A 12,960-nucleotide genomic window follows, 5' to 3' on the forward strand; every position below is an offset into this window, starting at 1 on the left:
GACTTCAGAGTAGGATAGAAGGTGGATGGTTGCATTAGGTACATATATTCATATAGCACCATCAAGACTAAAAGGAGAAGAAACATGACACTGAACGTACGGCCGTTAGTAGGTATTTTAAAACCAGAGAAATATAGAACGAATTTGCAGGAAGCTGAAGATTATTCACACTTTAAAATTAATATTTTTATACTTTTTATAATAAGTATTTGTGTTAGTGTTTTGAGTGGTGTTCTTGGATTAGGATCTGAGTCACTTTCAACCGAATTAACGAGCCTTAATGGAGATGCGTTTGAAGCTAGAAAGCAGTTATTTTTAGTTGGTAGAGTGTTCCAAGGGATTTTGATTCCTTGTGTATTTTTGTTTGCTAGTGCCTTGTATTATTTTGCTTTTCTAAATGGAAATTATCGCAAGCTGCTTGTTGTTCAAATGAATATTTTGGGCGTTTTCTTAATTGAAAAGATCATCCAAATTCCTTTATTTTTAATGCTGAATATTGATATGACTTCTAATGTTTTTTCATTTAGCATTATTGCACAATACTTTACGGATAATGAAGTAGCTATTCACTTTCTTAGTGAGATTACCCTTTTCCGCATCGCTATGATCATCTATTCCTACTATTATTTGTCTAGAGTAGTAGAAGTACGCAAAAAGTCATTAATTTTAGCTATCGGCATTTTGTATTTACTATTGTGGATTATTGCAAGTTTAATATCTTATATCAAAATAGGATTCTTTTTCTAAGGGAGGATGAGAAACTTGAAAAAATGGGGCAAATCTAAATCAATAATTGCTGCAGTGGCCGTTGTTTTTATCGGAAGTAATCTTTTCCTCTTATTAAAAGATGACAGTAAAGCAGCTAGAACGGTCAATATCAGTGAATGGACTAAAATTGAGCAAGGTCATGTGAAGAAGTTACTGCATACAACAGGTGTGACAAAGCCGGAGTCGGAAACACATGTGTACTTTGATAGTCAAAAAGGATCGCTCGATACCATCCTTGTTAAAGAGGGGGATGTGGTAACGACAGGAACTCCTTTATTTTCATATGATTCACACAAACTAGATCAACAAAAAGCAGACTTGGAGGATGAGGGAAGTCGATTGCAGGGAGAAATTGATAGTGCTGATCAAGAAATTTCTTCATTACAACAAATCACGCCAGATCAATCATCGGACGAGACTAGCTCAGCATCAGACGACAACAAAGTTAAAGTTGATGTGAATATGAATGTTTCTTCTATAGTAGATGGAAATGTTCAAGAAAGAATAGCAGAGGTTGAGGGCGAAAAGGGAAAACTGGAAGCAGCCTTATCAGCCAATGAATCTAAAATTTCAAGAGTGGAAGAGCAGTTGGCAGATTTAAGCGTATCAAGTACGGTAGATGGCCAAATTGTAAACATCAATGCAGATTTAAAAGATCCAATGATCACCATTGCCTCTACCATGTCAGTAGTGAAGGCAGTAGCAACTGCTAAACAAATTGAAGAAATCACTCAAGGCCAAAAAGTGAAACTGTACTCAACTTTGACGGATAAAACTTATAACGGGATCGTTTCACAAGTAATCACTTATCCGAACGAAGTGGAAAAAGACAATGCAGCTAAGAAAAATAAAGAAAAAACTACGCCAACTTATTCATTTTTGGTTAAGTTACAGGGAGAAGTTAAACCAAAAATCAAGAAAGCAAATGCAAGCCAAACAGCGAATACTCAATCTTCATCTAATGAGCAAACAATGCAAAATCAAACCACCGATGACGCTCAAAGTCAACAAGCTGACCAAGTTGAAGGTGCAGAAACAACTAAAGCAAACGTTGAAAAACCATTATTGGTCGGAACAGATATGAAATTACAAGTAACAGTAGCGGAAGCAGCAGGAACGCCGATAATCTCATCAAAATCAGTGTTGAATAACAACAAAAAACACTATGTATATCAATTAAACGATAAAGGTCTCGTACAAAAACAACCAATTGAATTAGGCGTGACATACAAAGGTAAAAACCAAATCGTGAATGGCCTGAAAATCAACGATATGGTTGTCAGCGACAAAGATGCCATCACACTAGCATCACCAGCAAACTTCATCACACCGCTGAAAACAAGTACGATACAAAATAAAGAAATAAAAAACATGCCTAAAAAACAACATGCAAAATATATTCTGATGGGGTTGTTTGAATAGAGGAGTTTAAGTCTAAAAGCTATACTTTTTGTCTATATGACAGGAGGTATGGCTTTTTTTCGATATGAATCCTCGCACCACAATTAGACCAACCCGCCACTTCCCGAAATATACTCCGCCTAAAAAATAACTTTACAAAACTTAATCTTTCCTTAATAAATCATTCACCACTGGTTAATATTTACTATTTATATTAAAAAATATAAAAGTCTTTTTCATTTCGCGTAAAAAGATTAGAAGATTATAAAGAAATGATGTGAACTGACAACATGAACAATTTTAAAGAGGCTAGGCATCAGTATATTTTGGATTTAATCAAAGTGAACAAACGTGTGTATGTTGCAGAAATCGCTAATCATTTTCGTGTTTCACCTGAGACGATTCGTCGAGATTTGCATGAGCTTGAGATGATGCAGCGTGTTTCTAGATTTCATGGCGGAGCAGTTGCATACAAAAAGAAGCCTATTTTCAATAAGTCAGGGTCTGATTACTAGAAATGGGGGCAAGCAAGCTAATAGGAGTTATATTCTGAGTGCTTGTATCTTGAATCTGAATGTAAGAATCAGGTTGAGTAAATAGAAAAAAGTTCCAACTCTCTTATAAGGGTTGGAACTTTAAAGGATTTTCAAAATTATCCGCTGACAATCAAACAAGCCAAATATTAATTAAACCGAAATTCGATTTAAACAAAAGTCCAAATCGTTTTGAAGATGTTCTTTCATTAATCTTTCGGCTTCGTCCCCGTTATGCAAAAGGATGGCCTGAAAGATTTTGTCATGTTCTTCTATCAAATTTGGGCGTTTGTGGTAGACTACGGTTTTGCGGAAAAGATAGATAATGGATTGCATGCGGTCGATGATGTCAATAATCATGGGATTGTTTGTTGCACCTACGATGATTTGATGGAAATCATAGTTTGCTGCCATAATTTCCTCGGTATTACCGGTAGTGCCGATTTCCACGCAAGTTCTTAAATCTTCTAGTTGTTTCTCTGTCATGTAGTTTGCACAAAATTTTGCTGCAAACCCTTCTAGTAGGATACGCACTTGGAAAATATGTCGAAGATCTGTATCAGTCGGATTCACAACACGTTTTTTTTGGATGAGACCCTCTTGCTCTAGTTTACGGATGGCTTCTCGTATAGGCGTTCTACTGATTCCCATCTCTTCGGCAAGTCGTTCCTCTGTGAGCTTTGTCCCGCGCTCCAATTCGCCATTTAATATGTGATCGCGAATATATTCATACGCCTGTACATAAGCTGGCACATTTTCCTTTTTTCTCAATATAATCGTCTCCTAAAGTCCTGTAGTTCTTAGTTAAAGTATAAAGTGAGGCACTATGTTTTAAAAGGATTAATTATTATTTAAAACAATATCAAATAAAAAAGAATATTTTTTCAACTATAAAAGAACTATTAAAATAGATTCGTTTGTATACAAATTATATAAAATTGTATACAATAAATAAAATGTATACAATATTATTAAACTTTTTCGAAAGGGCTTTATACGCGAAATATTAAAAAAACTCAAAAGGTTCTTAGTATAGGTTTCGATAGACAATTTTATAGATAAATAGAGCCCATAGTTTTCAGTTTTTGAAATCTGTGGGCTGTTTTAGTATCTAGATATTTAAAAATGACCTTTCTATAAGACTTAAAATATCAAATATGCAAATACAATTTGAAAAGTGCAAATAACTGTTCAAAAAATGCAAGTAGAGCATGTGTGTTGCAAGAACATTATTTGCAACACAAAAAATCTCCCTAAAAATAAAAATCTCCATTCTATAAAATGAATGGAGATAAAAAGAGTTAGACAGTTATTTATAGAAATCGCCTATTTTTGAATAGTTTAATTTCATAAGTTAGATAGATAAATAAATAAATTAAATAGCCATCCCGCCGCTTGCCGGCATTTGTTCTTTATCTTCATGGTCGACATCTATTTGTTGCAAATCATTCACTGGCTTGTCTAGTTGATTTGTTGATTTGGATGGCTTTTCTTTAACTGTATTTGAACCATCGTTTTCCGGAATGAGTAAATTGTCAATCTTACTATTCATGAAATCCAATGAAGTCGTGATGACAATTTTCAAATCGTCGATTGCGGTATTAATGTTTTCAGGTGTAGAAGCAAATAGACTCACGCCATTTTTCTTCAAATCAAAGAGGTCAGTGGAAGGATTATTCTTTGTATAATACGATCCTGCTACGAAAGATATCAAACCTATTAAAACAACACTCATTAACTTCTTAAGCATACATTCCACCTCCTTTTTCCTTAATAGATAAAACCATCCTTTCCATAAAAGTGAAAAAGTATACGTTCACTGGTAATTGAGGAAGTTTTGTCACCAATTATCGAAAGCTTTCAATAAAAATATCTTATAATTCATGTTATTTGTGGAAGGATAAAAGTAGTTATTGGAGGTGAATAAATGGGTAAAGATTTTTCGGAAAAAGACTCTAAACGAAACATTGATTTGAAGAAAGTGATGGAGGAAAACGCTCAACCAGATGCAACGAACAATGCGATTAAAACCATCGTTGGCGATTTTGGAGGAACGCAAACCTCAGCTTACAGCCATCCAGTGGATTATAATAAAACTCCGCTATTTTCTTCCGGTGGACTCAGTATCCATGAAGCAGAAGGGCAACCAGTTGTACCACTATCAACTGAAAACAGTGAAAACCAAATTGGTGCAGAGTAAAGCAGTTTTTAAATTATAAAAATAATGATTTCTATTCATAATATGTCTCTCAAATGGAAAACTAACCTATACGAAGGACGGAGGTGAAAGAATGGGCAAAAAATTTACATCTGTTGGAACGGACATTGACGAAGTAAAAAAGCAAAATGCCGAATCAGGACCATCTTATAACGAAATTAGAGATATCATCGCAGAGCATGATATAGGGTCAACCCCAACAAGTCAAGTTATCGACCATGATGAGCCAAAAAAGTATACATGGACTGGAACGGATATTAACGAAGTGAAACGACAAAATGCCGAATCTGGTCCTAGCTACAACGAGATTTATGAAATGCTAGATCAAAAATATGGTACCAAATAAAATTGGAAATTAGGCCTTATATGAGAGAACTCTGTCTAATAGTGTGACGGAGTTCTCTTTTTTATTACTTTGTTGTTGGTCTGGTTATCCACATATATTGTTAGAAAATTCATATTAATTAGGATATTATCAACAGAAATTGGTCATTTATCCACAGTGAACTGTGGAGAATCCACTTGAAATGTTCAAATTAAGCGCGATAGGAGATAAGGTCTAACCAAAAGCAATCACCGTGAAAATAAATCCGCGTTTATAAACAAGAAATCCACGCACAACAGGGAGTTATCCACGGGAATGGACCATTTATCCACGCAAAAGCAAGATGAATCCACGTTGGCGACAATTCAAGTCCTAAAAGTAGATTATTTTACAAAAGCTCAAATCAATTTAAGTCCTCCCATACCCCTTCGACATTAGTAACCATTCAATATTCCTTTTCATACTATAATTTTAGGCGAATAACTGATGGAAACGATTGGGTTTTAGATTACTTTAGGAGGGACAATATGCCTGCGATTACAGGGAGCCAATATATTAATCGGATAAATAACTTGAAGTCGAATGTTTGGCTTGATGGTAAAAAGGTAGAAGGGAATATTTCTGAGCATCCAGCGTTTAAGGGAGTAATGAAGAGTCAGGCTAGGCTTTATGATTTGCAAAATGATGATAATTTAAAAGATAAGATGACTTATATTTCTCCTTTAACAGGTGATGCTGTGGGGCTTTCTTTTTTAATGCCGAAGACGAAAGAAGATTTGGTCCGTAAAAGAGAGATGGTGCAGCTGTGGGCTAGAGAGAGTAATGGGATGATGGGGAGAAGCCCAGATTATATGAATACAACGTTAATGACATTTGCATCATCCGCTTATAAGATAGAAGGCGAAGAGAATTGCTTCCCCGAGAATATCAAGAAATACTATGAATATGTAAGAGAAAATGATTTATCTATGACTCATACTTTTATTGAACCACAAGTCGATCGAAGTAATCTTTATTGGGAAAAAACAAAAGAGCCAATTGCTGCGCAGATCGTTGATAGAACAGAGGAAGGCTTAGTTGTAAAAGGAGCTCGACTACTCGCAACACAAGGTGGTATTACAGATGAGATGCTGTTTTTGTCACCTGGTAGACCCTATGATGATGAGAGTGGTTATGCATTTTCTATTCCAAGTAATACGAAAGGACTTAAGTTTATCTGCAGAGAGTCCTTCGCTCCTGGCGATTCAAAATTTAACTACCCATTAAGCTCTCGATTTGAAGAAATGGATACGATTGTTGTGTTTGATAATGTAGTCGTTCCATGGGATCGTGTCTTTTTCTATGACAATATCGATGTTGCACAAAGTTTCTTAAGCCAAAGTTCGTTTCAACCGTTTGCGTTGCATCAAGTACTTTCCAGACAAATTGTCAAAACTGAATTTATGTTGGGGATTGTTCAATCTATTATTGAATCAATCAATATTTCTTTATACCAACATGTTCAAGAAAAGGCGACGGAAGTGATTATTGCGCTTGAGTCTTTAAGGGCGCTACTCATTAAGTCTGAGGTCGAGGCAAAAATAAATGAAGCCGGCTTAATGCAACCTGACTATGTAACTTTAAGAGTTGCGATTAGTCTTTTCCCGAAAGTATATCCGAGATTTACAGAAATCGTTCAACTATTAGGTGCGAGTGGGCTCATGTCCATTCCAACAGAGAACGCATTCCAATCTCCTATTCGAAAGGATTTAGATTTATATTTGCAATCTGCAGGGAATCAAGCAGAAGAGCGTGTTAAAATTTTTCGATTAGCTTGGGATGCAACAATGAGCTCATTCGGTACACGGCAAACACTATATGAACGATTCTTCTTTGGAGATCCAGTAAAAGTCGGAATGGCTCTCTATAGCGATTATGATAAAAAGCCATATGTGGAGAATGTGAAAAATTTCTTGAAATAGCTTCAGCAAAAGGAGAATCCACGCCAATAAAATATTTAAGTCTTAGGTAATGCTCAAATTTGTTCAGATAAAAATTTAAGTCCTAAAAATGAATGCTCTTAAAAGAATATTTCATCAACTTCCACCATCTGATTACTTCTCTTAATCAGGTGGTTATTTTTTAAAAATATATATACCACATCGTACATATAGTGAAGAGACGAGCATTCCATACAGTAAATTTAATAAGATTGGATGATGGATAGTTGGATAAGTCACTTCTTATGATGGTTATTTTGCGTATTATGTCAGGAAGTCTTGAAGTAACGGCAGCTTTGTTTATGCTGAAATTCAATAGTTTAGAAAAGGCTTTTTATATTAACACAATGTTGGCTCTTGTTGGGCCCACTGTTTTAATCGTTACAACGGCAATTGCTTTGTTTGGACTAGCAGATAAAATTTCAATCCCACGAATGATTTGCCTTTTTGCAGGCATAACGCTTATTCTTGTTAGTTTAAATACTAAATAAAAATGACTGATTCGCGTACCGCGAATCAGTCATTTTTACTTTGCCGTTTCCGGAGTGTCTTTTGATTTCTTGCCTATGGCATCAATATCAATACATTTGATCACTATAAATAATAAAATAAATCCTAAAATACCGGCAATAATATAACTTGTGTTTAAATGGTTCTTCATGACGAGTGACATGATGGGAGGACCTGCAGCTACGCCAATATACCGAGCAGAGCTATAGAAAGATGTTACTGTACCGCGTTCTTCTTTCTTAATATTCTCTGTAATGATTGCATCAAGTACAGGGAGTAGGGCACCTAAGGCAATACCAGCAATGCTTGTTATGATCAACAAAAAAATTAAATTTTCTTTAAAAAAACCGACGAATACAATACTAATTGAAACAATGATTAAGCAGATTAATATCATTCTTTTAATGATTTTAAGATCGGTACCGATTTTTCGTCCGGTTATAAAAGATGCAATACATAGCATGAGTAGTGGAATAGCTAAGACAAAACCTTTTTTTATGCCTTCTATATTGTGGATTTTTTCAAGTATTTCAGACAGAAAAAATAGCATGCCAAAAAGAACGAGCATGACATAAATACCATTTAGAAAAACTGTGAACAACCATTTCCCATCACGTTTAAATGTTTTTTTAACATTTTGGACGAATTCCTTGAATGCGATTGGTTCGTCTTTTTCCTTTGGTGCTTTTACAAAGAAGAGAATTAAAATAATGGAGATTAGACTAAAAGCGGAAATAGAGAAAAACGGTAAGAACCATAAAAAAGCTGCAAAAAGCGAACCGAGGATAGGGCTAAGAACCTTACCAAATGTATTAGAAGTTTCGATAATGCCTAAGCTTGCTGTCGTTTTTTCATCATCACCATTATAAAGGTCACCTACTAATGGAATAACAATAGGCATGGCACCTGCAGCACCAACACCTTGCAGAATACGTCCAATAATTATGATGAAATAAGGATTCTCTAGTTTCCATGATGCGAATGCAGAAATAAGACCACCAATCAGTGCTAAGGCTAAGCTTGGCAAAATAACAATTTTTCGGCCAAAGCGATCTGATAAATAACCGGCTACAGGAATAAGTAAGATTGCAGCAATAGAGTAACTGGTTATTATCATACTCGACTGAAACGAAGTGATACCTACTTTCTTCTCTAAGATAGGAAGAACAGGGATTAGCATTGAATTGCCTAGTGTCATAACAAGAGGAATCGACGCTAAGCTTATGATGCATAATATGCTAACTTTATTTTCGCTAGGCGCACTTTTTTGCATAAAAACACCTCTATCGATTTAATACTAATATTGTTTCCAGAAGTGTTTAATTTATGTGGAAGCGCTTAATTAATAATAACTATTTTAAAATAATGAATCGTAAGCAAGCATACCAAATCGAATTCCAAATCCAATCATTGAAATGGAGGAAATAATGGATATACCATTTAGAAATTTAGTGGATAAAATCTTCCGTGAACCACTTGACACAGAAGCTAGTATGAAATCGACTAAAATAATACCTAACAAAATACAGATACTATAAAGTCCAATTTGAATATGGTTTAAGTTATGGGAACCGCCTACAAGAACGGAACCGTAAATTCCTAGCCAGAAAAGAATGGTTAAAGGATTTAAAAGGGCAATTAGAAATCCAGAAAGAAATGAATGCCGCAAACGTGACATTTTCTTAAAGTTTGATTCCAACTTCATTTTGTGAAGGGTAAGTAAATTTTCAATCCCTGTGTACAGTAATACGAAGCAACCAAATGACCATAAAATCGATTTGATAAATGGATATTCAATAAAACGTCCAATCCCTAAGTAAACTAAAACCATATAAGTCAAATCGGTTGCAATTGCTCCAAGGCTAAAAAACCATGCATGAAAAAAGCCATTTTTGATTCCTAGATTTAGTAAGGTTGCTTTTACTGGACCAATTGGAGCAGCTAAAGAAACTCCCAGAAAAAAATAAGGTAAAATAGAGCTCATATGTTTTCCTCCATCTCGATTATACAAATAATGGTTCCTACTATCCTATTCTGATGAGACAAACACTATTCGGTGCATTATTGATATCAAATAAATTCATTTACAAAAAATATTTTATATGTTGTTTGTTGGATATCTTAAAGAGATATTGCCTATAACTGTCAGGGGCACAAAATCAGATGAAAATTATGAGGTGTAGTTAAAAAATGAAAGAATTTAAAGTCACATACTTTTTTGATCAAGAGCATTATGTTAGGAGGTTTATCTTTGTTGATTCACAAGAAGAGGCTGAACATCTAGTTCAGAGTGAAAGAGATCAGTATATTTCCTTTACAGACTCAAGGGGGATTTATCATGAATTAAATACAGGGAAAGCTCGGGTTATTCAAATTTCCGAATATCATAGAGTCGACAAAAGTAAAAAGATAAAAGAAGATGCAATGAATCACAATAACTTTTTCTCATAATTGGTGGATCATCGGAAATAGTAAGAAGGAGAGATGGAGGTGCTAAGTTGACAAATTTTAAACGGGATGGCTTTACTTCTGTTGGAACGGATATCAATGAAGTGAAACGTAAAAACGCTGAATCTGGAATGAGTTACAATGAAGTAAAAGCAATGCTTGCCAAAACAAATGGACAAGGAACTGCAATTTACAGCGATACAGACCCAGAAGAGATAAAAAAGAAAAATCAGATGAATATGTAAATATTTTTTTATACTAAAGGGATTCACTAATTTTAATTAGTGGTCCTTTTTTTATCAAAATTAAGTTTAATAGATTGGGGATTATGTAAATTTTATTAACTTTTCAACTTTTGTTGGTAAATTTGTAATATGAATTTGATGCTCTTATTACATTCTTGTCACATTAGCTCTCTATAATAGATTCTGCATATTAAATATTAAGGGAGTTAAGATAATTGAAGAAAACGATTCTATCAGTAGCAGCATTAAGTTCAATCATGTTATTTTCAAGCATAGGCGATCAATCAACTGCATCAGCAGCAACTAGTACATATACAGTAAAATCAGGGGACACTTTATCAAAAATTGGTGCTAAATATCATACATCATACAAAACAATTATGAGCTGGAATAACTTAAAATCTACGAAAATTAAAGTAGGACAAAAGTTGAAAATCAAATCTAGCACTTCTGCTAGTAAATCAACGACTTCAAAAAGTACAGCAACTTCAACCTATACAGTAAAACGTGGCGATACACTTTCAGGAATCGGTAAGAAGTATGGTGTGTCATACAAAACGCTGATGAGTTGGAATAACTTAAAATCAACAAATATTCAAGTTGGCCAAAAACTAAAAGTCAAAGGTTCAACTACTACTAGTAAATCAACAACAAAGAAAAGTACAGCAACTTCAACCTATACAGTAAAACGTGGGGATACACTTTCAGGAATCGGTAAGAAGTATGGTGTGTCATACAAAACACTGATGAGTTGGAATAACTTAAAATCAACAAGTATTCGAGTTGGCCAAAAACTAAAAGTCAAAGGTTCAACTACTACTAGTAAATCAACAACAAAGAAAAGTACAGCAACTTCAACCTATACAGTAAAACGTGGGGATACACTTTCAGGAATCGGTAAGAAATATGGCGTGTCATACAAAACATTGATGAGTTGGAATAACCTAAAATCAACAAATATCCGAGTTGGTCAAAAGCTTAAAGTGAAAGGTTCAACTAAAAAAGTAAGCAATAGTGTTACAACAGCATCTTCAAGTTCAAACCTGTCAAAAGCGGTATCAATCGCGTTGTCTCAACAAGGAGTACCATATGCATTCGGGGGATCAACACCAAGTGGATTTGATTGTAGTGGATTAATCTACTATGCATATAAAAATGCAGGTATTTCTGTTTCACGTACATCAGCTGCAGGCTTTTACTCTATATCAAGCCCTACAAGTTCACCTAAAGTAGGAGATTTAGTATTTTTCAAAAATACATATAAATCAGGTATCTCACATATTGGACTATATATGGGAAGCGGAAAATTTGTAAGTGCAAGTGGCTCAAAAGTACAAGTAAGCTCAGTTAACGAATCATACTGGAGAAGCCATTTCGCTGGATACAGACATTTATAATCAGTGCCTAGCACAGAAAATAAGATAAACATGTAGAAATTTTTTCTATAGGAAGAGGGCTCACTTAACTAAATTAGTGAGCCTTTTTTATAGAGAATACTATTTTGTCTCCAAAATCAGAATTAATAGAATAGATATGTATTTTTTAGTATATTTTCAACTTCTACCGACATATTTGTAACATAAATTTGATACTCCTATTACATTCCTGTTACATTAGCTCTTTATAATAGAGTTTGTAAATAGAATATTAAGGGAGTTAATATAAATGAAGAAAACAATCATATCGGCGGTAGCGTTAAGTTCGATTATGCTATTTTCAAGTATAGGCGAACAATCAACTGCTTCAGCTGCAACTAATACATATACAGTAAAATCAGGTGACACTTTATCAAAAATTGGTGCCAAATATCATACGTCATACAAAAATATCATGAGCTGGAACAACTTAAAATCTTCTACAATTAAAGTAGGACAAAAGTTGAAAATCAAATCTAGCAAAACAGCTAGTAAAACAACAACAACCACTACATCAACTTATACAGTAAAAAGTGGTGATACACTATCAGGAATTGCTAAAAAATATGGCGTATCATACAAAACATTGATGAGTTGGAATAACTTAAAATCAACAAATATTCGAGTTGGCCAAAAATTGAAAGTCAAAGGTTCAACTAAAAAAGTAAGTAATAGTGTTTCAACATCAAGTTCTACTACTAAACAATCAAATGCGGTTTCAATCGCATTATCATTACAAGGTGTACCATATGTATTTGGTGGATCATCACCAAGCGGAATCGATTGCAGTGGTCTAATCTATTATGCTTATAACAAAGCAGGTATTTCAGTTCCACGTACTTCAGCTGCTGGCTTCTATTCTATGTCAACTGCTACAAGCTCACCTAAAGTGGGGGATTTAGTATTTTTCAAAAATACATATAAATCAGGAATCTCACATATTGGATTTTATATGGGTAACGGAAAATTTGTAAGTGCAAGTGGCACAAAAGTACAAGTAAGCTCAGTTAATGAATCTTATTGGAAAAGCCACTTTGCTGGATACAGACATTTATAATCCGTTGATTGAAATATAATTTAAATCTTGAATTTGAAAAGAGAACTCAGTTATTAACAAT

At 34.4% G+C, this 12,960-nt stretch carries 15 protein-coding genes; 11 read left to right on the top strand and 4 right to left on the bottom strand.

What is annotated here, in order from left to right; genetic code table 11:
• Positions 1-84: 84 nt before the first annotated feature.
• The 3 genes from ACWV26_RS02925 to ACWV26_RS02935 all read left to right on the top strand — a co-directional run bounded on the left by ACWV26_RS02925 (position 85) and on the right by ACWV26_RS02935 (position 2,684).
• The gene (locus ACWV26_RS02925; protein WP_455896882.1) at positions 85-747 is read left to right on the top strand and encodes a hypothetical protein; all 663 of its coding nucleotides are present in this window, start codon (positions 85-87) and stop codon (positions 745-747) included.
• A 15-nt stretch (positions 748-762) separates the two neighbouring features.
• Positions 763-2,190, top strand: coding sequence for an efflux RND transporter periplasmic adaptor subunit (locus tag ACWV26_RS02930; protein ID WP_455896883.1), 1,428 nt, complete (start codon positions 763-765; stop codon positions 2,188-2,190).
• Positions 2,191-2,459: 269 nt separating this feature from the next.
• On the top strand, positions 2,460-2,684 hold the full coding sequence (locus ACWV26_RS02935) for a DeoR family transcriptional regulator (protein ID WP_455896884.1): 225 nt from the start codon (positions 2,460-2,462) through the stop codon (positions 2,682-2,684).
• A 171-nt stretch (positions 2,685-2,855) separates the two neighbouring features.
• Here ACWV26_RS02935 and ACWV26_RS02940 read toward each other — a convergent pair whose 3' ends face one another.
• Together ACWV26_RS02940 and ACWV26_RS02945 are read right to left on the bottom strand one after the other, a co-directional pair.
• Entirely contained in the window at positions 2,856-3,476 is a 621-nt protein-coding gene (locus tag ACWV26_RS02940; protein ID WP_455898164.1) for a GntR family transcriptional regulator, read from the bottom strand.
• A gap of 601 nt (positions 3,477-4,077) precedes the next feature.
• The gene (locus ACWV26_RS02945) at positions 4,078-4,452 is read right to left on the bottom strand and encodes a hypothetical protein (RefSeq protein WP_455896885.1); all 375 of its coding nucleotides are present in this window, start codon (positions 4,450-4,452) and stop codon (positions 4,078-4,080) included.
• Between the two features lie 177 nt (positions 4,453-4,629).
• Between ACWV26_RS02945 and ACWV26_RS02950 the strand changes: the two genes are divergently transcribed.
• The 4 genes from ACWV26_RS02950 to ACWV26_RS02965 all read left to right on the top strand — a co-directional run bounded on the left by ACWV26_RS02950 (position 4,630) and on the right by ACWV26_RS02965 (position 7,715).
• On the top strand, positions 4,630-4,902 hold the full coding sequence (locus ACWV26_RS02950; protein ID WP_455896886.1) for a hypothetical protein: 273 nt from the start codon (positions 4,630-4,632) through the stop codon (positions 4,900-4,902).
• Between the two features lie 91 nt (positions 4,903-4,993).
• Positions 4,994-5,266 (top strand): hypothetical protein, encoded by a 273-nt coding sequence (locus tag ACWV26_RS02955; RefSeq protein WP_455896887.1) that lies wholly within the window; start codon positions 4,994-4,996, stop codon positions 5,264-5,266.
• A 506-nt stretch (positions 5,267-5,772) separates the two neighbouring features.
• On the top strand, positions 5,773-7,206 hold the full coding sequence (gene hpaB / locus ACWV26_RS02960; protein ID WP_455896888.1) for a 4-hydroxyphenylacetate 3-monooxygenase, oxygenase component: 1,434 nt from the start codon (positions 5,773-5,775) through the stop codon (positions 7,204-7,206).
• Positions 7,207-7,451: 245 nt separating this feature from the next.
• Positions 7,452-7,715 carry a YqhV family protein gene (locus ACWV26_RS02965; RefSeq protein ID WP_455896889.1) on the top strand — a complete coding sequence of 88 codons (264 nt, stop codon included), beginning with the start codon at positions 7,452-7,454 and terminating at the stop codon, positions 7,713-7,715.
• A 35-nt stretch (positions 7,716-7,750) separates the two neighbouring features.
• On the opposite strand, the gene ACWV26_RS02970 is transcribed toward ACWV26_RS02965, so the two are convergent.
• Both ACWV26_RS02970 and ACWV26_RS02975 read right to left on the bottom strand, forming a co-directional pair.
• The gene (locus tag ACWV26_RS02970) at positions 7,751-9,007 is read right to left on the bottom strand and encodes an MFS transporter (protein WP_455896890.1); all 1,257 of its coding nucleotides are present in this window, start codon (positions 9,005-9,007) and stop codon (positions 7,751-7,753) included.
• Positions 9,008-9,091: 84 nt separating this feature from the next.
• A complete protein-coding gene (locus ACWV26_RS02975) occupies positions 9,092-9,718 on the bottom strand; it encodes a LysE family transporter (RefSeq protein WP_455896891.1) in 627 nt (208 codons plus the stop codon).
• Positions 9,719-9,924: 206 nt separating this feature from the next.
• Here ACWV26_RS02975 and ACWV26_RS02980 point away from each other — a divergent pair, with 206 nt between their 5' ends.
• The 4 genes from ACWV26_RS02980 to ACWV26_RS02995 all read left to right on the top strand — a co-directional run bounded on the left by ACWV26_RS02980 (position 9,925) and on the right by ACWV26_RS02995 (position 12,899).
• Positions 9,925-10,185, top strand: coding sequence for a hypothetical protein (locus ACWV26_RS02980; RefSeq protein ID WP_455896892.1), 261 nt, complete (start codon positions 9,925-9,927; stop codon positions 10,183-10,185).
• A 47-nt stretch (positions 10,186-10,232) separates the two neighbouring features.
• Positions 10,233-10,427 (top strand): gamma-type small acid-soluble spore protein, encoded by a 195-nt coding sequence (locus ACWV26_RS02985; RefSeq protein ID WP_455896893.1) that lies wholly within the window; start codon positions 10,233-10,235, stop codon positions 10,425-10,427.
• A gap of 215 nt (positions 10,428-10,642) precedes the next feature.
• Positions 10,643-11,824, top strand: coding sequence for a LysM peptidoglycan-binding domain-containing protein (locus tag ACWV26_RS02990; protein ID WP_455896894.1), 1,182 nt, complete (start codon positions 10,643-10,645; stop codon positions 11,822-11,824).
• Between the two features lie 268 nt (positions 11,825-12,092).
• Positions 12,093-12,899 (top strand): LysM peptidoglycan-binding domain-containing protein, encoded by an 807-nt coding sequence (locus ACWV26_RS02995; protein ID WP_455896895.1) that lies wholly within the window; start codon positions 12,093-12,095, stop codon positions 12,897-12,899.
• Positions 12,900-12,960: the final 61 nt, after the last annotated feature.

The sequence above is a fragment of the Rummeliibacillus sp. JY-2-4R genome, from assembly GCF_053847205.1.